A 22,261-nucleotide genomic window follows, 5' to 3' on the forward strand; every position below is an offset into this window, starting at 1 on the left:
ATCCCGATTTGTGTATAGCGTAAGTGACAATAATCGGGATTGTAAATAGACAAATTTCGGGATTTTCCAGCTACAATGGATAAAAACGGAGGCAAATCATGTACGCAAATAAACTGTTAGATGCCTATAAACAGGTCAAAAACTATATCCAAGACAAGCAAATTGCGCATGACCTTGCTATCAGTCCGCAAAAGGTCAGCAAAATTCGCAAAGGTGAACGCTATCTTACTGATGAAGAAGCAATTTTCTTAGCTGAAAGTACAAACATAGACCCACATGAGGCGTTAATTTTTCTAGCTGCTGATAAAGCCAAGAATTTTAAGGCACAACAGATTTGGCAGGACATCACGGCAAAGTTAAGCAACCAAGGATTTAGGGGCTTAACCCTTGGTATTACTGGATTCCTAGCCCTGAGTGAACCCAAGCTTCAGTGCGCATTATGTACCTTATGTTAAATAGTTTGGGTTTTAAGTTAGGTTCATGATGAGTCAAAGATCAATGACTTAGCTCCTCTCTAAGCCCTTACCAACTTTATATGATGGGTTTACTATAACTTCATACATTGTAGTTTTGGTTTTTTTGTTAGGTTCATGTAATTCTGTATATTTAACAGTATTCTTGATTTACCATAAAATAGGTAATTTACACCTATTTTTAAGCGCTGCTGCAAATGTTCAGTTTGCCTGGTGCTTCAAAGCTAGCTGAAATTAAACAGCGTGAATCATACCGCTTGTTGATGAAGTCTCAGAATTTACTTTGTATGTATGAGCCAAAAACTCATATACGGATTAAATGTCAGCGCGGTTATTTGGCCAGCCTTATAGTATAAAGCCCGAGTTCACTCGGGCTTTGGGTAATTTGCGTTTTAACCGCCGGCCAGTTTTACTGTGTGGCCTTTTTTCTCAAGCGCAGCCTTAATAACGTCTCGCTTGTCTCCCTGGATTTCGATGTTGCCATCTTTGACTGAACCACCACAGCCACAAACTTTTTTCAGCTCTGCAGCTAGCAGTTTTAGCTGAGCATCTTCAAGATCAAGGCCTGTTACGATGCAAACACCTTTGCCTTTTCTACCTTTAGTTTGACGTTGAATGCGAACAACACCGTCGCCTTTGACACGTTGTGGTGTTGCTTTCTCTTCTTTGATTCGGCCCGTTTCTGTTGAGAATACTAAGCGGCTGTTATCATTCATTGGGAAAAAATCTCGTCTACTTTTTAGATTTGTGAGCCTGGTAATAAGTTTGTCATTCGACCTTGCGGATTACCAGTTACTGAATATTATCAATAAATGGTAGTAAAACGGAAACTGTTATGATTCGTAATGTGGTTTTTGATTTTGGCGCAGTCCTTTTTGAGTGGAATCCACCTCAAATTGTGGAGTCATTTACAGATTCCTCCTATGAGCAAAACCTATTGCTGCATGAAGTTATTTACCATCCAGACTGGGTTTCTCTCGATCGTGGTACGATGCTCATGGCTGAAGAGATTCCCAAATTTGCCGCCAGAACCGGGTTTACCGAGTCCCGCATGGCTGACTTCATCGAACATATTCAAAACAGCTTAGTCAGAAACACGGCAACCTTAGCGCTTTTATACCAAGTATTAGATCATGACTATTCGGCCTATTATCTTACCAATATGAGTACTGCTTTTTTTGAAACTCTGAATGAACGAAATAGCTTCATATCACTGTTTAACGGCGGTTTGGTCTCAAGCAAAGAGCTGATGATAAAGCCCGAACCCGACATTTTTAAACTGTTAATTCAGCGTTATGACTTAGCCGCGGACGAAACACTATTCATTGACGATCATGCAGCTAATATTGATGCTGCTAAGGCTCTAGGCTTTCAGACGGTTCAATTTGAGCCAAGCGAATCATGTATCAACAATATTCGAGTGTTACTAGGTATCTCCTGATATCTTGTATACTCAAGCTAACTCGGTACGCAAAATTCAGCGTTAGTTCAGTTATCTTTTCTTGTAAAGTTGAACATTATCAACTATCTAATGTCTATAGATTAAACAGTTTAGAAAGCTTAGGAGCCTGTGTGAAAAAACTTCTCTTACCTGCATTGATTTTGCTCTCGATGACCAGCGCAAACTTAGCTATGGCTAATGGTGAAGAAAACAAGCAGAAATCAGTTGTTGGACAAATTGAAACCATTAAAGTCCATGAACTGGAGATGGATTTTCAAGCCCGTATTGATACAGGAGCTGCGACAACCTCGATTCACGCTACAGACATAACAGTAAATGGCGAAGAGCCTGATAGCGAAGATATGCGTGATCACCTTGGTGAAATGGTTGAGTTTACATCTATTAATGAAAATGGTGATAAAGCGACGTATAAAGGCAAAATCATCAAAGTCAGTAAGATTCGAAATGCACAAGGTGTCGAGCGGCGTTATGCTGTAAAAATGGATCTAGGTTGGAATGGTGAACATAAAACCGTAGCAGTTAATTTACGAGACAGAAGCAAACTTGATTATAAATTACTGATCGGCCGTAATTGGCTAAGTGGTGATTATGTGGTCGATGTCGATAAATTAGATGAAGACGATTAATTGAAAACGAACTAAACGCCGGTGTGGCGTTTAGTTTTATCTGCCCTGCTCTATTTTTGTTGTAATTTATCTAGAACAGCATCTAAGTGTTTTTTAATGGCGGCTGGTGAGCCTTTTAGTAACTGGCCCCGTAAAAAAACGTACCACTCGTTAGGCTTTCCGCTATCGTTCATAAGCTTAAAGCCTTTGTAGTCTTCGCTATTTTTAGCTGTTTGTTGTGATTGAGAACCAATACCTGCAAATTTTTCAGGTGGCATAAATGCTTTCATATCACACCACCAGTCAATGCTTTTCTTAACCAGTGTCAGTTTACTTTCGATTGGACGTCCGTTAATGATAGTTTTCCAACCATCTGGCTCACCAGTCGAATTTTCAATATTGTGCCCCCGATGGAACAGTCTTTTCTTCATTCACGCCTCTCAACGATGTTGAGCTAAAACCAGTGCAAAACATAAGCATAATCTGAGCTACTTCAAATGAACAATCTTCATTTGATAGACACCAATCAGCTCCTAATATTGAAGCATTAAGTTACACTTTTGTCTTCCTGATAAGCATATAAATTTATTTTTTTATGTGAGTGATCATCATTTTTAGTCTGATTTTTTTTGTTTATGTTGTATATTTAAAGTTATAGTGCATCAGAGATTTTATACTATGGCGAAAACCATCCCCCCAATTGATAATGATGAACAAAAAACATCCAGCATGGTGACTTTTAACCGTTATATAGACTCGATCGAACCTTGGTCTATCCTCACACATCAACAATATGCAAAAAATACCTTAGTCGCATTTAAAAATGATTGGAATAATTTCTTAGCATTCTGTATTGAAAACAAAGTCACGCCATTACCATCGACGCCAGATACCGTTCATCGCTATATAGAACACATGTCACGCACACGTAAGCTCTCCAGCCTAAAACGTTACGTGGTCACGATTGGTTTGGTTCATCGATGCCATCAGTTACCAGATCCCTGTGCAAAAACAGAAATTCGCCTCGCGATGAAAAAACAGCAACTGGAAAAGCACGATGATTATCGTAATGCATCGCCCTTTCGTGATGAGCACTTGCAGCGATTGCTTTATCGCTTTGAACTTTCGGTCAAAGTTAAAGATATCCGAGATATGGCAATCTGGGCGGTAGCGTTTGAAGCTATGCTAAAGCGAAGTGAATTAGCTAATCTTACCCTTGATGCCACCGAGATTCACAGCAATGGCCTTATTGAACTTACCGTTGCGGATAAAACCATCGCACTGAGCTCGGTAGCTTCTAAAGCTTTACAGCGCTGGTTAGTTGTCAGCATGATAAACGATGGATATATCTTCCGCCGGATAGATCGGCACAGTAATATTGGCGAAGCCCCTCTCGATCATTCATCTATTTACCGTGTTTTTCGCCGCGCCAGTGATGAATTGGGCCTACCTACATCGATTATTTTTTCTGGCCAATCCCCTCGTGTTGGCGCAGCAAAAGATCTGGCAGATTCCGGATTATCAATTAGTGAGATTCAGGACCAGGGACGCTGGAAAAGCCCAGCAATGCCTGCGCAGTACGTCGGTAATACGGACCTACATGACAAAGAAATAGCTAAATATGTAAAGGAGAAGCCGTGGGAGAAATAGTGTAGTTATGTGTATTTGATAAGTTGAATAATACAAAGTTATAGTGCGTTAGATTAAACATGATAACAGTAGTTTCCAGCCACAAGCTAGTCAATGACATTAGCCACTGGGGCTATCAGTCCAGTGTTCTCCATAGCCCTGCTGGTAATCGATAGGAAGAGTTATACGTTCAAACAGTTTTTCTAGCGGCGCCAAATCTCCAAAGTACCCAAGTTGATTGGCTTCAACCCACTCTTTCAAGTTTATGCCTTCCCAGCACAGTTCGTAACCCGCATTGATGGCCAATATTTCGAAAAAGATACGCTGTACCCTTCCGTTCCCCTCACGAAATGGGTGAATGACATTCAGTTCGCAGTAATAATGCGCTATGGCGTGTATAAAACGTTCAAACGGTAAACCACAAAGGAGATCATCTTGCTCTAACTCCCGGAAAAGGCGTTCCACTTCCCGTTGGATGTTGTGAACATGGCAGAAACGCGTCTGCCCCTTCGTAATATCAACCTGCCGTATTTGACCGGCCCAAGAGTACAAATCTTGAAATAGGTATTGATGGATTTTCTGCAGGTAAGGGAGGTTAAATTGGTCAAACTCAGGTTCAAAATGCTCTGCTCGAACTCGGGTAAAGTCTCTCTCGGCGAGTTCAAGCTCATCTTCATCCTTGATAGATAAGAGATTTTTCAGAACGGATGTATTGGGATAACAATCCGGGTCTTGGCTTACACCATATTTATCTCGCATATTGTCGTTTCAGTTTGGCTATTATCTCGGATTCAGTTGATGTCTCGGCCTCTACATTTCTCTTAGAAGGCTCAACATCAAACCCCTCAAGCTGGAGGCTTGCTCGATAGTTACGAGCTTGCAAAGCCTTAAATCGCCCTCGTTTTTGCTCTATTGTCAGCATAGCTTTCCTTGTTCAGCACCTATAACCAGTATTACAGCTTAAGTTAAAACCGCCAATTGATATTGACAATCTTGTGGGCTGTATTGCCAAGTATCGAATACTCAACAATAACAGCCCCACCATGTCAGCCGCTTATTGTGCAGCTGCCTTTATTGCTTGCTCCAAAAATAGCTGGAACTTATGCCCATGATGTTCCAACATCTTAGGGAACATAGAGATAGGAGTCATACCCGGGAAAGTGTTGATTTCATTTAGCAGAATATCATTGTCTTCGCTTAGGAAGAAATCAATACGAGAAAGGTCTTTCAGTTTCATCTGAACAAAAGCTTTACGCGCATAACCTCGGATCAGCTCAACTTGTTCTTCCGTCAGATCCGGTGCTTCAACCGTAGTAGTTGAATGGCTGTCTGAGCTGTATTTTTCTTCATAGGTATAGAACTTATCATCCGGGCACGAAACCTCACCAGGCTTAGTGATCACCAGTTCGTCACCATACTGGTAAGCAGCGATTTCAAGCTCGCGAGGTTTAATTGCCTTTTCGATTAGCACTTGTTCGGAATAGGTAAAGGCTTTATTAACCGCATCTGCAAGTTCAGCTTTGTCCGCAACGTGATAGCAACCCACAGATGAGCCCTGACAAGCTGCTTTGATGAACACCTTGCCCCACTTTTCAAGTGCTGACTCTGCTTGGCTGTGGGCTTCTGCGTTGTTTTCGCTTAAGAATACATAAGGAGTGTTTGGAATGTTTAGTGCATCAAACCACAGCTTGGTAGTGATTTTGTTGAAACAATTAGTGCTCGCTTCTGCACCACAACCAAAGTATGGCAACTGCGCCATCTCCAGGAATGATTGCAGATCGCCAGTTTCACCCGGGTAACCATGAACACATGGGATTACATAGTTGATAACTGTTTTCTCGTCGCCCACTTGCAAGGTGCGATCAAGGTTCAACTGGCAGTGCATACCTTCTTTATCGAACCAACCGTTGGCCTTCATCTCAACGCGGGTATAGCTAATGCCTTCAATCTGCTGGAGCTGCTGTTCTATGTAGTTCGCAGAAACGAGAGAAACTTCGTGTTCGGCACTACCGCCGCCACACAGTAATAAAACGTGGATTGAGCTCATTATCATCCCTTGTAGTACAAACTGGCAACCATTGCCTTGCCAGTAATTATATGTTGCCGTTCAGCGTTAATGAATATTCAAAACCTAACGCCAGAACTAAAATTTTGTCCCATAGTAATAAAAAAAAGCGGACTATTGCACCTTACCACCCGCTTATTGGTGAAAAACTTCAATAAATTCACATAAAGCGGTCATAAAAACCACAATATTACTACTAATTTAACTTTTTCTATTAAGTGAGAGAGTGACGGCTTAACGATTCTCTTCGCTAAACCGTTAAAGACAAAAAAGAGAGCGCTAGGCTCTCTTTTTATAAGTTAATACAGCTTTGTCAGCTTAGGTGATGGTGATGATTTAATTTCATCCAAGCTTCTAATAAATGGGCCATAATTTTTTACATCTCTTGGCAATGCATTTAATGCCCGCTTGGCTTCTTCGCGTGTATCATAGTGGCCAAACAACAGCGTATACCAAGGCAAGCCCTGAAGCTCTTTCTTATTCATCCATACTGGCTGATCAGACGGTAGCTTATTGATATACGGTGTAAAGCCTTTATTGTGACTTAAGGCCAGTACCTGAATGGTGTATCCCTCAGAAGCAGTTTTCGCATACTTATACGCAGGCTTTTTAGGCTGTTGCTTAAGTTGCTGCTTCGGCGGTTGCTTTTTAGGTTCCTGTTTTACGACTTGTTTTACTGGCTGAGGTTCAACAACCTCTTCTTTCAAAGCAACCACAGGTTGTGTTTCTTTTGCTTCTCGAATTTGCTCCATTGAACTAAGCTGCTCTTCAGTATAAGTTTCTTCGGAAGAAGAAGTGATAATTTGCATATTATCACTATCTGAGGCACACCCAGCCAATGCCGCAACCACGGCCAATACAGCGACTTTCTTCATTATAACTCTGCCAAATCAAAACTCTGCTATCATTCTGCCGTTGCTTTTTAACCCAATCAACCCTAACTTTACTTTAGATCAATAACTATCAGCCATTCGTCACATGATTCCGTTGTAAACTATCCAATTCTTCCTTTTTTGGAGTTTCAAATGGCCGATCCTCATATTCAGAGCGATTTAGACTACCTCGATAAGCTAACTGTTATCCTATACCGCTGTGCGCTTACTTCTTCGGCAGCATTCATGTCAGTCATAGCCTGGGAAGCAAGCTTTGCTACCCAGGCTATGGTTATTGCCGCTCTTATCGCCGCAACTACGGTACATATTTACGACAAGCGCTTTAGGTTGCTCATTGTCGGTAGTGGCTTATTTGCTGCCGTATGGCTGATGATGGGCTTGTGGAATCCACTGGCGTTAGGAGCCGCACTGTTCACGTTCAGTGCACTGGCAATTAAGGAGTATTTCTGTTTTCAGCTCAAAGTACTGATGCTGACTCCGCTGGCTTTAGCTGGATTCTGGTTCTGCCAGGTCTTTGGGCAAGATCAAATCAGTATTGCCTTCAGTATGACGGGCTCTATCCTGCTCGCTGTCGCTGCTTTCTCTAAATGGCGAATGCCTGTTCACTTTGATATTGGCGATAAGAGCCGCTATCAGGTCTAGTAAAGACTGCGATAGCTACCTATAGCTATAGGGAGCTATCGCAATTTTATCTTATCTACCTTCAACAAAATTCTTCTGAATCAAACAACTTGGTTTTGATCACAGCTCACGCACTTTAGTCAGAAACTCCCCCCTCCATCCGTTAGACTTATCTCAAACTAAAAAATAAAGTCGGGTGAAGTTATGGATGGACTGGACAAACTACTCAAACCGAAGTCAATCACCGTGATTGGGGCATCAGACAGCCCCAACCGAGCAGGAAACGTTGTTATAAAAAACCTGCTATCCGGTAGTTTCCATGGCCCAATCATGCCAGTAACCCCGAAATATGATGCGGTAGCTGGTGTACTGGCCTATCCAACCATTGATAGCTTACCCCGAGTGCCTGATTTAGCAATTGTGTGTACCAATGCCCACCGCAATGTCGAGATTATCCGGCAATTGGGGGAAAAAGGCGTCAAAGTTGCCGTTGTTCTCGCTGCTGGCATGAATAGCGATTTCAACTCGACGGGCGAAACAGAAGAAGCCCGCATGTATGCAATGGCAAAGCAATATAACATGCGTATTGTCGGCCCCAATAGTATGGGGATCATCTTGCCATGGCTAAATCTCAATGCCTCTTTTTCTCCCATTGCGGCCAATAAAGGTAATATCGCGTTTATTTCGCAATCGGCTGCGGTTTGTACCACGATTCTTGATTGGGCCAAAAACAAAAGCATCGGTTTCTCGACCTTTCTCTCACTGGGTGATGCCTGTGACATTAATTTTGCTGAACTGCTTGATTACCTTTGTCGCGATAGTAAAACAGAGGCCATTCTCTTATATATTGACTCAATAAAAGATGCCCGGCGTTTTATGTCGGCCGCAAGAGCCGCTGCCCGCAACCGGCGGATCCTCGTTTTAAAAAGCGGTAGAACCGAAGCCGGTAGTGCTGCTGCGCATCTTCATACCGGCGGTGAAATTGGCCTTGATGCTGTTTATGATGCAGCCATACGTCGTTCGGGCATGTTGCGAGTTCATAACACCCACGAGTTATTTGCGGCGGTTGAAACACTCGCCCATTCCGTTCCGCTTCGGGGAGAGCGCCTAGCCATTATTACAAACGGCGGCGGCCCTGCCATTATGGCCGTTGATGCTTTGTCTGAGCGCGGAGGAAAGCTGGCCACACTCAGTAACGACACGATTGAAAAGCTGTCTGAAATACTGCCAACCTGCTGGTCTCATGCAAACCCTATCGACATTATTGGTGATGCCGATATTAATCGGTATGAGAAGGCCATTCGTATATTGCTAGACAGCGATGATTTTGATGCACTGCTCATCATGCACTCTCCTTCTGCTATCGCGCCGGGAAATGAAACAGCAAAACGACTGGCCGAGCTTCTGCAATCTCATCCTCGCACCAAGCGATTCAATATATTGAGTAACTGGGCAGGTGAAAATGAGGCCATTGTTTCTCGACAAATCTTTACCGAAGCGGGTTTTCCCGCTTACCGGACACCTGAAAGTGCTGTATCTGCCTACATGCACTTAGTTGAGTACCGTCGTAACCAAAAACAGTTAATGGAAACCCCGGTGTCTTACGGTGAGGTTCAAGCCAACCCCCGGCACGTACATGATGTGTTAAATCACCTCCTTGCCCAAGGTGTCTCAGAGCTTGAGACTCATGAAGTTCGTCCGGTACTTGAAAGCTATGGCTTCAAGACATTACCAACCTGGATTGCGACAGATCCGGCAGAGGCGACGCATATCGCCGACCAGATCGGCTATCCTGTCGCAGTTAAACTTCGCTCTCCGGATATTCGGCACAAATCAGAAGTACATGGCGTCATGCTGCATTTACGTAACGCCGCTGAAGTTGCTAATAGCGCACAAGCCATTTTAGACCGTGTTTCCTTAAACTATCCAAGTGCCCAAATTGATGGTTTGTTGGTTCAACGGATGGCTAACCGATCTGGTGCTCAAGAGTTACGGATATCTGTTCACCATGATTCGGTTTTTGGTCCGGTTATTTTGATGGGTGAAGACGCTGCCGAGTGGGATATTCACAAAGATGCGGCCGTCGCAATTCCACCGCTCAATATGGCTCTGGCTCGTTATATGGTAATTAATGCCATCAAAACGGGAAAAATCAAACAGCGCAGTTTACCCGAGCGTATTGATATACCAGCCCTGTGCAATTTGTTGGTAAAAATCTCACAGTTAATTATCGACTGCCCGGAAATCGTGAGTTTCGACATTCATCCGTTATTGGCCTCTGGTGATGAGATGACCGTAATAGACGCCTCGATGACTATCAAGCAATTCGATGGTGACAAGCAGGTTCGGTTAGCTATACGCCCGTACCCTAAGGAACATGAAGAACACGTTGCCCTCAAAGATGGCAGCCCAATCCTGCTTCGCCCGATCCTGCCAGAAGATGAACCCAAGCATAAAGCATTTATCTCTAACGTATCGGTCGATGATTTGTACCGACGATTTTTCTCTGATGTCGGTGAGTTCAACCATGAAGCATTGGCCAACCTTACCCAAATAGACTACGACAGGGAAATGGCATTTGTCGCCACGCGTGAAATCACTGATGAAAACGGCGAAACAGAAGAAGTGATCATTGGCGTTACCCGCGCTCTGTCAGATCCAGACAATGAGGAAGCCGAGTTTGCAATACTCGTTCGTTCTGATTTAAAAGGTGTCGGTCTGGGTAACATCTTGATGAACAAAATTATTCGCTATTGCAAACAGCGTGGACTACAGCGAATAACTGGTATGACAATGCCGTCAAACCGAGGAATGATCATGCTAGCACAAAAAGTAGGCTTTGAAATTGATATTCAGATGGAAGACGGTATCGTTGAGATGCTACTGCCATTGAAATAATCTTAAAGCACCCAGTAAAACAACAGGGGGCAAGTTGCCCCCTGTTACCTTCAAGCATTGAACATTATAAAAAGCGACGAAACCATTCTACGGGTTGCATTGTTGTAAACGTCACCTCGCTCACGTTTACTAACAGCCACCAGCGTTATTAATTAAACTGGTTTTTCCACAGACTCTCTATATGCTGAATACACCACGTTTTGGCTTTACCCATCCTGCTGCGGTTCCAGGCCAGCACCATATCCAGTTCATAAACAGGATCGTCGCCAATCACTGACAGCTCACCGTTTTTAATCGCTTCCTCGGCATAACAGGTCGACATCGTTGCAATACCCATCCCCGCTTTCAACGCAACAAACTTGTCGTACATTGAGCTCACGGTCAGCAATGGTTGCTCATCAAGAATATTATGAGTCAGTGGCGGTAGATTTCGCGCGGTATCAGCCACTGCAATACCACGGTATTGCTGCCTTACAAGAGGGTCCAACGGATTCTTGTGCTTATGGATCGGATGATCCGGGTGGGCAACCCATATTGTATCAAGCTTACCGATTGGCTGAATTTTTACTTCAGGCGGTGCCACACTGGGGGCCGGAGCGATCAAAAGATCCGCGCGATCCTGTGCCAATGACTCCCAGCAACCGGCCAAAATTTCTTCTTGAAAGCGAATACGAGTTTTGCTCTGCTTGGCTAAGCCATCCACCAGCGGCAGCATATTATCAAGCTTAACTAAGCCATCATACGCTATCGTAATATCCAGCTCCCAGCCATGAGCAAGTGCACTGGCATCTGAGATCATTTCATCTGCTGCCGTTAGCAAAAGTCGCCCCCGCTCTAGCAATAAGTGTCCGGCTTTAGTAAATGCCGCTTTATGGCCAGAACGGTCAAAAATCACCAGGTCCAGATCTTGTTCCAATTTTTGTACCTGATAACTCAGCGATGATGGTGCCCGTCCTAGCTCTTCTGAAGCAGCCGCAAAGCTTCCTCGACGTTCAATTGCATCAAGCACTAACAGCGCTTCAAAAGACAATAATTTATTCACATCCACTCCCAGTCGTGAAGCTGTCATCCTGATAACGTTGTACCACAGTTTTACGCCCTATACCTATGAATATACTAAGCCGTTTCTGTTAATAGACACATTTACTGAGCAAGGTATTCATTTGGCATTTTCTGGCTTCTTCGAAGAAAGGTACTGATGCCAACTTTGATCTAGCTGATCAAAGTTATCGATACAAAAATCTTTGCGTTCTGAAAGGTAGTCTTTCTCAACTTCCTCAAGCAGGTTTTGATGCTTCTCAGGATCGCTTCCGTAAACTAAACAGAGCGTGGAGAAATATCGCTGAAGATCAAAGCTATGTTCATCAATATACTCACCGAAATCGTAGTAATCGGGTCTGTTATCAGATTCAAAAGCAAACATGTCTGCGGCACTAATGGCAGCATCATCTCCGCCCTCGACATAGTTAATCATCATCAGAGTGGCGAAGTTATCAACTGCATCCTCTTCTTTTCCTAAGACCGGAATATTTTGATCGGCAACAAACGCATGACCAGCCTCATGAAGCAAGGTATGAAGGATTGTATCAATGGCCCCGAGTTGCGGCTCCTTGCCAAATTTTTCTTGGTAGTCGTTGTCCCTGAAATATTGCAGAGATTCCGCAACAAATGAATAAGGCATATAGACAGTATGAGCTTCAGGATCATACATTGGCCCGTCTTCAGCACCATACTGAATGGTCAAAGTCTGATTAAACGCGAAGTGAGCATCGGAAAGCCCTGTCAGAATGGCATTGACACCACTATTAGCTATCAATTGCTGTGCCGACCTTTCCTCTTTATCTTTTGCGGGCAGGTACTCAATTGAAATATTGTTTTGTGCAGCTACAGCAAAGCCTGCAAGCAGAGAGCTTAGGCTCAACGAGACAAGAAGTGATTTCATTTCAAATCCTTGTGAGAAGGTATAAGAACATATAATAACTTATCTAAACCCAAGTAAAGGCTTTGATTTTGCTAACCAGTCATGTTCAAGCACTTACTTGTCAGTCACTTATAGGAATAACCATTCACAAATGAAAGTATTTACCCCGAGAATTTTCCAACACCCACGGAAATTTATTCAAACAAGTGAATAGCGTTATATTCAACTATTCACTTTTATACAGAGACCATTCAACCAAAACTATCCTCTCTTATTGATTAAATCCTGACTAAGGTTCACATCTCCAACACCAATTTTGATGTCAATGTTGTGTGTACCGGTACCGTTATAAGTCAGTTGATCTGACACAATTACTCGCTCTTGCTGCAGGCTACCTTGCTCAAATCCCTGAGCTTGGATTTCCCCCACGCCAACAGCGGCACGAACATGATGATAATCAGCACTAGCTATTCCAACCCAGGCTGAGCCAACGCCAATATCTGCAGAAAGTGACTGACTGAATGAATCTAAATCAATACTACCGACTCCGATATTAAGTTGCAGCGCCAGATCTCGCGGCACCTCCAGTGTCCATTTCTGAGTTACACCTTTCTCATCAATATTAAGATAAAGTACCTGATCAATGATCTGCTCTGTCAGTACCAATGATTCAAGATCAGTTGCAAACAGAAACCAGTTATTGGACTTATCTTCAACATCCACCTGGTATCTGACAACCTCACCGTCTACAACATTAATATCAATCATCCCCGTCGGTACATCCAATGCCAGCATATTCAGGGCCGCTGCTCCGTTCGATGCAAGTCCTACCTCTCCTGAGAATGAGCGTGTGCCTTTAGCTATCACAAAATTACTTAACGATAACAACGCAATAAAAATAATTACTAAGCCTAGTCCTTTCTTCATGTCAATTCCTCTGACTAACGATAAGGGATTCATGCTCAGTTCTTAAGCAGGTAACATGCCAAATTATTAAATTATTATTTTCAATAACTTAACTTCACCTTGGTAAATCTATAAATCTAGCTTTGGTCAAATTAACCAGCAGATAGTAATGTTCGCCACTGACACAAATCAGAAACAGAAACAGAAACAGAAACAGAAACAGAAACAACATGAACGAGAGAAGCCCCATATACCAAAAAGAATAAGCAATTAATTGATCTGCATTAATATTGATACCTTTTTTTTGTTCTAAAGTGGCCTTAAGTGACCGGGATGACACAAATTGATTTAAAATCAAAGAGTAAGGATTATTTACCATGGAACAACCCTCACAATCGCTTTCACAATCCATTTCATATCTTAAGCACTGTTCATCACAACTCATGACCAACCGAGCTGTTTCTCCAATCAATATTTCAGCGCAACGGATTCATGAAATTGCCTCTATCGAATATCTAGAACTTGAGCATGCCTCTAAACAAGTATCTCGCATTCAAAAAGATCTTTTTCGCGCACTCTTAGCTCTAGACGGTGATGACAAAACAATAATCAAGGAAGCGTTGACCGCCGCTATCCACCGATTAAACAGTGAACTGACAGTCCCGACATTAGATACTAACCGTAAACTTGATAAAGTTGCTTGTGATCCCGCTCTTGCAGGTTGATCATTGCAATATAGTCAAATGGAATCTTGCCGGTAACTGTAGAAAGCCCTAACCAGTTCCGGCTTGTTCTACCTTAGCCATTATGTAACCTGTTATATCTTTCTCTAATAGCCGTATCGCTCCCGTCATTATTTCCCCTCCCTGTTTTTTGTTTCCGGTTTATGCTTAAGAAGTAGATTCAATGATTTAACTTCCGAACAATGGCAGTATTAATAATTCATGAATGAAGCAAAGAAGAGACCGGAATCCACAGCTCCCAAGAAAGGAAAAGTGCGTAGTCGAAGGAAGCGCCTTTTCCTTTATGGCCTGTTTATTCTGCTTTGTTTACTGATTATTCCAGCTATTATCATCCCGCCATGGCTCGCATCTAAGGGGATTGAAATCAATGCTATCTCTGGAATCAGCTTTGAGGAAGGACTAGCCATTGATGAGGTTTCTATTGCAATTGACAGAAATGCCCTAACCTTCAGAAAACTCTCTTTGGAGCATTTTGTCGACAAAGACAGCACTATTTCAAATGCCTCATGGCGGCTGTTTGCCCAACACACTACGGTTAGCCTTTCGCCCACTGTCAAGAACCGACTAAACCAACAAGGGATCAGACTTAGCAATTTGACCTTTGCAGATACGGCTTTTAATTTTACCGACCTCTCAGAGCCCTATGTCTTTAGTGCCCATGTCCGCCAAATTGAAACTTTACTGTTTGACAGCAAGAATGTTGACGGTGGGGATGACGCCATTAAGCAACGCATCGAAAACATCGATTTAGTCTTAACGACCCAGCCATCGTTAGCCATCAGCGGCTTTATTCAGCACGGCGCCCTAAACGTGATAATTCCCGGTGACCGTGCCTCGACCCGTTATCCATTCAATTTCGATAATGCCAATTTTTCTATCAGTTGGCAGCCAGCTAGAACCCCCCTGTCTGTGCATATTGAAACCCTAGAGCCTAAATGGCCGACAATAACCGAAGGCTATATCCAGTCAGGAAAGAACATTGATCTGCAGCTGGATCTCAATCAGGCCACAGAAAGTGTCAAGCTGACAGCTGAGCAACTGTGGCTTGATCAACCGAGCCAACTTCCCGAGTTTATCGAAAAGCCAGATAACACCAACCAGGGGCTCCATCTTGGCCGTGCCATTGCCAACCTCTCTCTACTGCCGGTACGCAAACTCAAGATCCATGACTTTAACTACGGAGAGCTAATCATCCATTCTCTCCTGGTGTTAGAAACCCCCAAAAAACGTCTGAACAAGCCAGATAAAAATACCAAGCTCAGGTTAACCGGAAAGGCCCTTGGCCCAGATCCCTATGACATTGATGTGCTGCTCAAACACCTAAATGACAACGATGCCCATTTCTCCGGGCAAATAATTGGCCCCAAAGGCAACGCACTACAATGTAAAGCCAACCTCCATTTTGTCAGCCCGCTACCGGAATCACTCACCTGCAATGCCAACTTTGCGAATACCAAAGACTTAACTGACCGGCTCAAGCTCTACGATATCCCAAATGCAACACTCAGTGAGCCCTTAGTTTTTACCGCAACTCAAACCTCACTCCTTCGAGAAACAGACAAATACGCCATCAATTCTGGTCCTGACTCCAGTTCAATACCCAGCAATCAGCCAACTCAGTTACCAACCAATTTAAATGACATTACTCAAGCCAGTTACCAAGTCGACTTAAAGCTACCCGGTAAGATTGGCCTGGCGTTAAATCAGTTTGCTTTTGAGCACCCGATCCTGTCACCGACGAATAGTAATATAAACCCGGTATCACAGGTCTCATTTACGACAGATGGCACATTAGCTCTCGATGCGTTATATAAAAACAACAAGCTCAAGGTCGTACTTTCTGAGCCAAGTGAACGGCTTATGCTGGAAAGCATTGAACATCAAAGCTTCTTTTCTTTGCTTATCAAAAAGCTAGAGTGCGCCATCCGATTAGATCAGTTCAGGTCGCCTAGTTCGTTACAATGTCACTCCCAGTCGACCTTACAGGCAAAGGTTCATCAACTTTTTCCGGCAAACGATACTGAGCTTAATACTGTTTCTTTAGCAAGCGATATCAGCCTGAAATGGTCTGATAGCAAATTGGATATGCAAGCCCAAAATAACGAATTAAGCATCGACCGCGCACAGCTTTCAGTCCATCCTGGTTTCATCAAGTCTCATGCTACCGACATTGTTCTGAAAACTGGTCATATCAACCTACTGCAAACAACAAGCAGTACACTGCCAGAACAGCCCAAATTACAAATTTCTTCAGACACGGATATTACCTTTAGCAGTCACTTTTATGGCGAAAAACTGATCAGTGATCCCCATACCACGGAGCAACAGCGACAACTATTAATACAAGATAAAAAGTCGGTCCCAGTACAAAAATACAATGGAAAACTAGAGCTCGCATTATCCAATGCCTCATTGACACAATCAGGCCGCCTGTTAAAGCTTGATACCCACTACCAAACAACCCTTAGTCTGAAGCAAAATGAACAACGGTTACCTCCCTTCAGTAGTCAGGGAAACATAAGCTTCACGCCTGATAGCATCAATATTGCTGGAACCGTAAATAACATGAAGCAAGCCCTGTTGATTCAATTTACCGTGGATTCTGATCTAAATCAGCAAACATCCCGGATAAAGTTACACCGTAATGATATTAGCTTTAATCCTAAACGTTCTTTAAAAAAGCATTACATGCCTCACTTACCGATTGACTATGACCTAAATAACGGAACGATCAGTTTTAACGCCGATTTAAGACTACACAAAGAGCAGCTTACCGGCGAGTTCGGCGTTTTTGCTGACAGTTTAAGTGGCAATATACACGGATTTCATTTTGCAGATCTCAATGCTTCCTTTACTGCCTCAGTTACGCCGAATGGTATCAAATCTAAGTATCCTATTAGTCTTCAGGTGGGACTGCTACATGCTGGCGTGTTACTCGAAAATATTTTTGCACTTGTTGAGTTCGATACCGAGAAAAAGCACTATAGGCTTGATCGCGCTAGTGCTTATGCATTTGGTGGCTCAGTTAGCACCCATGACGTTAGCAGTAGCGCGTTAACTTACATCCCTGACATCCCTGTAATCATCCATCGTCTGGATTTGGAGAAGTTGATTCAAGCCATTGATGCAAAAGATATTGTTCTCACTGGAGTCTTAGACGGTAATTTTCCGATGTCGATAGTCGACGGTATGCCGGTAATTCGAAATGGCAAACTCCATTCCCGCTATCCTGGCGGGGTACTCAGGTATAAAGAGGGTTCATCAATCGGTGAAAATGTCGAGGCCGCGGGAGAAAATAGTTTGATGGTAGTGAGCCAAATTCTCAAAAATTATAAATACGACTCGCTGTCTATTGATATAGACTATTCTAAAGAAGGACAATTAAACGCCAGTTCACGGTTTAAAGGCTACAATCCAGATTTTCAAAATGGCCAGCCTGTCTACGTAAACCTGAACATTGAAGACAATATTCCGGCATTAATAAAGACATTGAATGTCATTAATTCTACAAAGCTGGAGAGCTTATTTTTAAAGCAGCTTGGTTTGGATGAGTAGCATAATTGCGCTTGTGTTAAAGATGATGGCTAAGAAAGGTCGTAGCCCATGGATATTCAGCTTAAACTTTCCTGCGTACTCACAATCCTTGCACTGACGGCAATGTTAAGTGTTATTGGTACCTCTGGCTGTACTCCGACCGTACAGGTTACAGCCTCAGACAAACCAATTGAAGTAAACCTGAACGTTAAGATCGAGCATGAGATTCGAATAAAAGTTGACAAGGAAATTGATGACTTATTCAGTGATGACGATGTATTCTGATACGGCAGGGAGAATGCCATGAAGAATTTTCTAGTCTTATTTTTTGCTATTTTCATATCAGCCAATGCCTATGCTTTGGATCTTCAACAAGCAAAGGATCAGGGCCTTATCGGAGAAGCAAACACCGGCTATATTGCCGCTGTTACGTCCAATGTCTCAGGCGAAGTTCGCCAGCTCATCGCCAAAGTGAACAACCACCGTAAAGAACGTTATAAAAAAATCGCCGTTTCCCATGGTTTGACCACAACGGAAGTTGGCCGACTCGCACATAAAAGAGCAATAGAAAAAACGGAACCCGGTAACTACTACCAAAACGCAGCGGGCAAGTGGTTGAAAAAGTAAACTGCGTATAGATAACTCTAAACGTCACGTTCAGTTATATTTAACCCTAGCTTCAATTTATTTAAATCTATCTAACCTGCAAATCAGCGTATACTCCCGACATCTTTATGCTTTTTAATCAAAAAATTACTCACTAATGATGTCGCTTTCCAACTCCCTTAAAAAATGTCAGTCGTCTGATTATTTTTTCTTTATCGTCGCTTTGGTCTGCCTGCTTCCTTTTATCAGTTCACCTGTTGCCCTTATCTTAGGCTTTTCGCTCGCCAGTCTTGGGCTTGTCCCAACTCAATTCAACCTTGCTGCACTGACAAAAAAATTGCTTTCTTATTCCATCATTGGGCTTGGTTTTGGTATTCACCTTGATCAAGCGATTGAGGCTAGCAAGCAAGGCTTGGGGCTGATTGTTGCTTCTATCTTCTTTACTCTGATCATTGGCTACCTTCTGACAAAGCTACTTCGCATCGAACAGAAAACTGGCCACCTGATTGCTTCAGGCACCGCTATTTGTGGTGGAAGTGCTATTGCAGCTGTCGCACCGGCTATCAATGCCAGAGATGATCAAACTTCCCTCGCTCTCGCAACCGTCTTTGTTCTCAACTCCATCGCTCTGTTTGTCTTTCCTGCGCTTGGCCACCTTCTGGAGATGAGCCAGCACGCCTTTGGCACTTGGGCAGCCATCGCGATTCACGATACCTCATCAGTTGTCGGTGCTGCCGGTGCCTATGGTGACGAGGCATTAAAAACCGCGACAACTCTAAAACTGGCACGCGCACTATGGATCATTCCGATCGCATTCATCAGCGCATTGATGTTTAAAGGTGACAGTAAGAAAATCGGGATCCCTTACTTTATTGTTTTCTACTGCGTCGCCATTTTAATTGCCCATTTCATCCCGGATCTACAACCGATATACGATCAGATCTTTAACGCTTCCAAGCGTGTTCTGGTTGTTTGCCTATTTTTAATTGGCTCCGGGATCACCATTCAGAAACTACGCGCTTCTGGATTTCAACCTCTGTTACTCGGTATTCTGCTCTGGATTAGTATTGGGCTCGGCTCGCTAACATATATCCAGCTAACCTAGATACAACCAGATAGACAATGTAGATAGACTGAAGAAAAAAGCGAGTAATACCAATCCAGTCAGGTGTTGACAGGTATTACTCGCTTCATTTTTATGGCGAGATATCAATTTTATCTTTGTTCTCAGTATCACCCTCAGGCAAACTTTCAAAATGTTCATCCACGGTGGACATCAGGCGCTTATTCATCGCCTTTCTGGCTACAACACAGAGCAGGACCAGAAACGCCGCCAAGTCCATCAGGGCACTTATCAAGCCTGATGTCATAACCGATAATCCCACCAATATGAGAACTAAGCCTATCCATTTGACCATCAGCTCATCTTTCCTATTTGGCAGCCATCATCTTGCTACATTATCGGAAAGCTCACAGTAGAAATAAAAATACCCTTTATCTCTATGAAATTCATAATAGTTATAAAGAATTTAATTTGCGCACCGTTTGATTATAAGAAGGATTACTCCATCGCATACCGATGAATGAACATCATATACGCTTCGAGTGCTTTATCCTGGCTGATCACATCGCCCTGTTCAGCGCCCTGTACCACGGCAATTGACTTGTTCACGGAAGGTGAAGCTTGATAGAGCAACTGGGTTAACGCCGGCGGCGCCTGATTATCCGCTTCTCCGACTAACAGCAATAAGGGGCCACGATACTCTAGCAAGGTCGGATAGTTATCCAAGGCTGCAAGCTGAGGCTCAATCTGGATATCATTTTGCCAGGGTAACAGCCAAGGTAATGACCAGAGCCTCGACACCTGTACGGCCTCATCAATACGAGTCAACGCTCCTTCCAGGACAATGGCATCAACATCCCTTGTTCTGGCCAATTCCGCTACGAAAAAAGTACTGACAGATGAACCGTGAAGAATAATAAAGTCTTCTGGATGCATAGCACTGACCTGATCATAAATATTGATCGTATCATGCTGCAACCGCCTCACTGTCGGCCAATTACCATCACTATCAAGCCCTCGATTCTTCACCGAAATAAAATTAACGCCCAATAACGCAAATTGCCCTGCAACGGTGACCTCATCAACGGTCGAACTGAATGGGTAACCGCCGAAATACAGCACAGTATTCAAGGCTCCTTCAACCGTTAGATGAACCCCTTTGCTCACCTGTAAATCGTCGTGCTGAATACGAATTTCAGAAAGCCTGTGCTTATCGGGCCGGAACCACTTGGCATTTTCAAAAGGTTGCAAGTAAACCGGATCCCGGACTTTATGAGTAAGGTATTCATCTGATGTGACGTGCGAGGTACAACCTTGCACGAGCAGAAAACTGGTTAGCACCAGCCAAAAGATTGATTTTATCATACGCTTAACTGACAGATTAATAGGGCTATCTGACGCTAACCTGTTCTATTTACTGACTCAATCAATTTACGGCAGGGCTTGATGGTTAATAAGTAAATCCTCGACAGACCACAAAATTAACCGACAAAATGTACATAGCTTCTCATCATTTCTTACTGATAAATTACTAGCATTTTGCCACTTGTAGCTCGGCCAGGCAGGTGGTCCAACGGTTTGAACGGAATGCCTGTCGCATATGCCAGTTTGTCGAGCCAATCACTGAGGCTGGCTTTATGCCATTTTTGAAACGAGCATTCAGTTGATCAGTAACTGTCATCAAATCCCGACGCTTGATTTCATCTAAGGCACTGGTATCAAACATATCAAGCTGAAAATGATCATTCTGCGCATCACTGAGATCATCCAGGATCACTCCAATCTTTTGGTATTCAAATCCCGGTCGATAAATCTTATCAAGTTGCTCTAGAGCCGATGCCAAAAACTTATAGGAATCCTGACTTGGGCACACCAGTGTCCGAACGCTGCTCTTGTTATGCTGCGGTAATTCCTTAAAACGGTTGGTTCGTAGAAAGACTCCAACGACATTGGCCTGGCTACCCTGGTTTCGTAATTTCTCCCCAGCCCGCTGACAATGGAATGCCAATGCCGACTTCAGTTCATCGAGCTTGGAGATCCCAACACCAAAACTTCGGCTGGACAGTATCTGCTTTCGCTTTTCATCAATATCACCTGGTGCAATACAGGCGGTTCCCTGTAGCTCCAATACCGTGCGAGCCAGACCGACATTCCACAGGCGACGCATATCCGCCGAGTCTTTGTCAGCCAATTGGAGGGCATTGGTGATCCCTGTCGTACGCAAGCGAGTCGCCGTTTTGGCACCAATCCCCCAGATATCCTGAATATCTGTCCGCTCCAGCAACCAACGCCGCTTATGGTCAGTATCTATCTCAATAACGCCACCAACACGCTTCTCAAACTGTTTTGCTGCCTGATTGCCAAGTTTTGCCAACGTGGGGGTTGTTCCGATACCCACACGAACAGATAAACCAATATGACGTTCAATTATATTTCGGATCTCTTTGCCATAACTCGTTAACCCATCCAATTTGAAGCCATCTAAACGTATAAATGCTTCGTCTATGGAGTATTGCTCAACATGAGGAGAAAAACGATAAAGCTCTTCGATAAAACGCCGACTCATGTCGGCATATAGGGTGTAGTTGGAACTTCTGACTTCCACACCTAATTTTCGCGCTTCACGTTCAATCTTAAACCAGGGAGCCCCGCGCTTGATCCCCAATGCTTTCGCCTGTTGAGACAGGGCGACACAGCAACCATCATTATTCGACAACACAACGACTGGCTTATTTGCCAATGAGGGATCAAACAACTGCTCGCAGCTAGAATAGAAACTTTTGGCATCAACCAAAGCCCATATCTGATTCTGATAGCCTGCGAAATCATTACTCATCGCCAA

General features: G+C 43.5%; 23 protein-coding genes. 11 read left to right on the forward strand and 12 right to left on the reverse strand.

Going from position 1 to position 22,261, the window contains the following annotated elements:
• The first annotated feature begins 98 nt into the window (after window positions 1-98).
• The gene (locus tag MD588_RS11410; RefSeq protein ID WP_265697372.1) at window positions 99-455 is read left to right on the forward strand and encodes a DUF3693 domain-containing protein; all 357 of its coding nucleotides are present in this window, start codon (window positions 99-101) and stop codon (window positions 453-455) included.
• 410 nt (window positions 456-865) lie between these two features.
• Here the strand turns inward: MD588_RS11410 and yciH are convergent, their stop codons facing one another.
• On the reverse strand, window positions 866-1,189 hold the full coding sequence (yciH, locus tag MD588_RS11415; protein ID WP_265697373.1) for a stress response translation initiation inhibitor YciH: 324 nt from the start codon (window positions 1,187-1,189) through the stop codon (window positions 866-868).
• Between the two features lie 119 nt (window positions 1,190-1,308).
• Between yciH and MD588_RS11420 the strand changes: the two genes are divergently transcribed.
• Window positions 1,309-1,914 (forward strand): HAD family hydrolase, encoded by a 606-nt coding sequence (locus MD588_RS11420; RefSeq protein ID WP_265697374.1) that lies wholly within the window; start codon window positions 1,309-1,311, stop codon window positions 1,912-1,914.
• A 131-nt stretch (window positions 1,915-2,045) separates the two neighbouring features.
• Window positions 2,046-2,561, forward strand: coding sequence for an ATP-dependent zinc protease family protein (locus MD588_RS11425; protein ID WP_265697375.1), 516 nt, complete (start codon window positions 2,046-2,048; stop codon window positions 2,559-2,561).
• Window positions 2,562-2,611: 50 nt separating this feature from the next.
• Here MD588_RS11425 and MD588_RS11430 read toward each other — a convergent pair whose 3' ends face one another.
• The gene (locus MD588_RS11430; RefSeq protein ID WP_265697376.1) at window positions 2,612-2,971 is read right to left on the reverse strand and encodes a DUF3319 domain-containing protein; all 360 of its coding nucleotides are present in this window, start codon (window positions 2,969-2,971) and stop codon (window positions 2,612-2,614) included.
• A 247-nt stretch (window positions 2,972-3,218) separates the two neighbouring features.
• On the opposite strand from MD588_RS11430, the gene MD588_RS11435 reads away from it, so the two are divergent.
• Entirely contained in the window at window positions 3,219-4,190 is a 972-nt protein-coding gene (locus MD588_RS11435; RefSeq protein ID WP_265697377.1) for a tyrosine-type recombinase/integrase, read from the forward strand.
• Window positions 4,191-4,289: 99 nt separating this feature from the next.
• On the opposite strand, the gene MD588_RS11440 is transcribed toward MD588_RS11435, so the two are convergent.
• The 4 genes from MD588_RS11440 to MD588_RS11450 form a co-directional block, all read right to left on the reverse strand.
• Window positions 4,290-4,928, reverse strand: a complete 639-nt coding sequence (locus tag MD588_RS11440; protein WP_265697378.1) for a putative adenosine monophosphate-protein transferase Fic — start codon at window positions 4,926-4,928, stop codon at window positions 4,290-4,292.
• Window positions 4,918-5,091, reverse strand: coding sequence for a YhfG family protein (locus MD588_RS26120; RefSeq protein WP_407676564.1), 174 nt, complete (start codon window positions 5,089-5,091; stop codon window positions 4,918-4,920). Before MD588_RS26120 ends, MD588_RS11440 begins: the two co-directional genes overlap by 11 nt.
• 132 nt (window positions 5,092-5,223) lie before the next feature.
• Window positions 5,224-6,216 (reverse strand): D-alanine--D-alanine ligase, encoded by a 993-nt coding sequence (locus MD588_RS11445; protein ID WP_265697379.1) that lies wholly within the window; start codon window positions 6,214-6,216, stop codon window positions 5,224-5,226.
• A gap of 317 nt (window positions 6,217-6,533) precedes the next feature.
• Complete coding sequence (locus tag MD588_RS11450; RefSeq protein WP_265697380.1) at window positions 6,534-7,109, reverse strand: SPOR domain-containing protein; 576 nt, start codon at window positions 7,107-7,109, stop codon at window positions 6,534-6,536.
• Window positions 7,110-7,259: 150 nt separating this feature from the next.
• Here MD588_RS11450 and MD588_RS11455 point away from each other — a divergent pair, with 150 nt between their 5' ends.
• Complete coding sequence (locus MD588_RS11455) at window positions 7,260-7,769, forward strand: DUF2301 domain-containing membrane protein (RefSeq protein ID WP_265697381.1); 510 nt, start codon at window positions 7,260-7,262, stop codon at window positions 7,767-7,769.
• A 183-nt stretch (window positions 7,770-7,952) separates the two neighbouring features.
• Complete coding sequence (locus tag MD588_RS11460) at window positions 7,953-10,646, forward strand: bifunctional acetate--CoA ligase family protein/GNAT family N-acetyltransferase (protein WP_265697382.1); 2,694 nt, start codon at window positions 7,953-7,955, stop codon at window positions 10,644-10,646.
• 148 nt (window positions 10,647-10,794) lie between these two features.
• Here MD588_RS11460 and MD588_RS11465 read toward each other — a convergent pair whose 3' ends face one another.
• From MD588_RS11465 to MD588_RS11475, 3 genes are all read right to left on the reverse strand, one after another.
• A complete protein-coding gene (locus tag MD588_RS11465; RefSeq protein WP_322784247.1) occupies window positions 10,795-11,688 on the reverse strand; it encodes a LysR family transcriptional regulator in 894 nt (297 codons plus the stop codon).
• A 117-nt stretch (window positions 11,689-11,805) separates the two neighbouring features.
• The gene (locus MD588_RS11470; protein ID WP_265697385.1) at window positions 11,806-12,588 is read right to left on the reverse strand and encodes a DUF4344 domain-containing metallopeptidase; all 783 of its coding nucleotides are present in this window, start codon (window positions 12,586-12,588) and stop codon (window positions 11,806-11,808) included.
• Window positions 12,589-12,828: 240 nt separating this feature from the next.
• The gene (locus MD588_RS11475; protein ID WP_265697386.1) at window positions 12,829-13,494 is read right to left on the reverse strand and encodes a hypothetical protein; all 666 of its coding nucleotides are present in this window, start codon (window positions 13,492-13,494) and stop codon (window positions 12,829-12,831) included.
• A gap of 356 nt (window positions 13,495-13,850) precedes the next feature.
• Between MD588_RS11475 and MD588_RS11480 the strand changes: the two genes are divergently transcribed.
• The 5 genes from MD588_RS11480 (at window position 13,851) to MD588_RS11500 (ending at window position 19,461) form a co-directional block, all read left to right on the forward strand.
• Window positions 13,851-14,198 carry a hypothetical protein gene (locus tag MD588_RS11480; RefSeq protein WP_265697388.1) on the forward strand — a complete coding sequence of 116 codons (348 nt, stop codon included), beginning with the start codon at window positions 13,851-13,853 and terminating at the stop codon, window positions 14,196-14,198.
• Window positions 14,199-14,468: 270 nt separating this feature from the next.
• A complete protein-coding gene (locus MD588_RS11485) occupies window positions 14,469-17,771 on the forward strand; it encodes an intermembrane phospholipid transport protein YdbH family protein (RefSeq protein WP_265697389.1) in 3,303 nt (1,100 codons plus the stop codon).
• A gap of 48 nt (window positions 17,772-17,819) precedes the next feature.
• Window positions 17,820-18,035, forward strand: a complete 216-nt coding sequence (locus MD588_RS11490) for a YnbE family lipoprotein (protein ID WP_265697391.1) — start codon at window positions 17,820-17,822, stop codon at window positions 18,033-18,035.
• Between the two features lie 18 nt (window positions 18,036-18,053).
• Window positions 18,054-18,377, forward strand: a complete 324-nt coding sequence (locus MD588_RS11495; RefSeq protein WP_265697393.1) for a YdbL family protein — start codon at window positions 18,054-18,056, stop codon at window positions 18,375-18,377.
• A 139-nt stretch (window positions 18,378-18,516) separates the two neighbouring features.
• Window positions 18,517-19,461 (forward strand): YeiH family protein, encoded by a 945-nt coding sequence (locus MD588_RS11500; RefSeq protein WP_265697456.1) that lies wholly within the window; start codon window positions 18,517-18,519, stop codon window positions 19,459-19,461.
• A gap of 91 nt (window positions 19,462-19,552) precedes the next feature.
• On the opposite strand, the gene MD588_RS11505 is transcribed toward MD588_RS11500, so the two are convergent.
• The 3 genes from MD588_RS11505 to MD588_RS11515 form a co-directional block, all read right to left on the reverse strand.
• A complete protein-coding gene (locus MD588_RS11505) occupies window positions 19,553-19,774 on the reverse strand; it encodes a hypothetical protein (protein ID WP_265697394.1) in 222 nt (73 codons plus the stop codon).
• 143 nt (window positions 19,775-19,917) lie between these two features.
• A complete protein-coding gene (locus tag MD588_RS11510; RefSeq protein WP_265697395.1) occupies window positions 19,918-20,784 on the reverse strand; it encodes an alpha/beta hydrolase family protein in 867 nt (288 codons plus the stop codon).
• A 166-nt stretch (window positions 20,785-20,950) separates the two neighbouring features.
• A complete protein-coding gene (locus tag MD588_RS11515) occupies window positions 20,951-22,255 on the reverse strand; it encodes a Y-family DNA polymerase (protein WP_265697396.1) in 1,305 nt (434 codons plus the stop codon).
• Window positions 22,256-22,261: the final 6 nt, after the last annotated feature.

It is taken from the genome of Photobacterium obscurum, assembly GCF_026191635.1.
Classification (GTDB): domain Bacteria; phylum Pseudomonadota; class Gammaproteobacteria; order Enterobacterales; family Vibrionaceae; genus Photobacterium; species Photobacterium obscurum.

Coding starts and splice junctions, on each gene's coding strand:
- MD588_RS11410 (WP_265697372.1), top strand. CDS start 99: ATGTACGCAAATAAACTGTTAGATGCCTATAAACAGGTCAAAAACTAT.
- yciH (WP_265697373.1), bottom strand. CDS start 1,189: ATGAATGATAACAGCCGCTTAGTATTCTCAACAGAAACGGGCCGAATC.
- MD588_RS11420 (WP_265697374.1), top strand. CDS start 1,309: ATGATTCGTAATGTGGTTTTTGATTTTGGCGCAGTCCTTTTTGAGTGG.
- MD588_RS11430 (WP_265697376.1), bottom strand. CDS start 2,971: ATGAAGAAAAGACTGTTCCATCGGGGGCACAATATTGAAAATTCGACT.
- MD588_RS11435 (WP_265697377.1), top strand. CDS start 3,219: ATGGCGAAAACCATCCCCCCAATTGATAATGATGAACAAAAAACATCC.
- MD588_RS11440 (WP_265697378.1), bottom strand. CDS start 4,928: ATGCGAGATAAATATGGTGTAAGCCAAGACCCGGATTGTTATCCCAAT.
- MD588_RS26120 (WP_407676564.1), bottom strand. CDS start 5,091: ATGCTGACAATAGAGCAAAAACGAGGGCGATTTAAGGCTTTGCAAGCT.
- MD588_RS11445 (WP_265697379.1), bottom strand. CDS start 6,216: ATGAGCTCAATCCACGTTTTATTACTGTGTGGCGGCGGTAGTGCCGAA.
- MD588_RS11450 (WP_265697380.1), bottom strand. CDS start 7,109: ATGAAGAAAGTCGCTGTATTGGCCGTGGTTGCGGCATTGGCTGGGTGT.
- MD588_RS11455 (WP_265697381.1), top strand. CDS start 7,260: ATGGCCGATCCTCATATTCAGAGCGATTTAGACTACCTCGATAAGCTA.
- MD588_RS11460 (WP_265697382.1), top strand. CDS start 7,953: ATGGATGGACTGGACAAACTACTCAAACCGAAGTCAATCACCGTGATT.
- MD588_RS11470 (WP_265697385.1), bottom strand. CDS start 12,588: ATGAAATCACTTCTTGTCTCGTTGAGCCTAAGCTCTCTGCTTGCAGGC.
- MD588_RS11475 (WP_265697386.1), bottom strand. CDS start 13,494: ATGAAGAAAGGACTAGGCTTAGTAATTATTTTTATTGCGTTGTTATCG.
- MD588_RS11480 (WP_265697388.1), top strand. CDS start 13,851: ATGGAACAACCCTCACAATCGCTTTCACAATCCATTTCATATCTTAAG.
- MD588_RS11490 (WP_265697391.1), top strand. CDS start 17,820: ATGGATATTCAGCTTAAACTTTCCTGCGTACTCACAATCCTTGCACTG.
- MD588_RS11495 (WP_265697393.1), top strand. CDS start 18,054: ATGAAGAATTTTCTAGTCTTATTTTTTGCTATTTTCATATCAGCCAAT.
- MD588_RS11500 (WP_265697456.1), top strand. CDS start 18,517: ATGTCGCTTTCCAACTCCCTTAAAAAATGTCAGTCGTCTGATTATTTT.
- MD588_RS11505 (WP_265697394.1), bottom strand. CDS start 19,774: ATGGTCAAATGGATAGGCTTAGTTCTCATATTGGTGGGATTATCGGTT.
- MD588_RS11510 (WP_265697395.1), bottom strand. CDS start 20,784: ATGATAAAATCAATCTTTTGGCTGGTGCTAACCAGTTTTCTGCTCGTG.
- MD588_RS11515 (WP_265697396.1), bottom strand. CDS start 22,255: ATGAGTAATGATTTCGCAGGCTATCAGAATCAGATATGGGCTTTGGTT.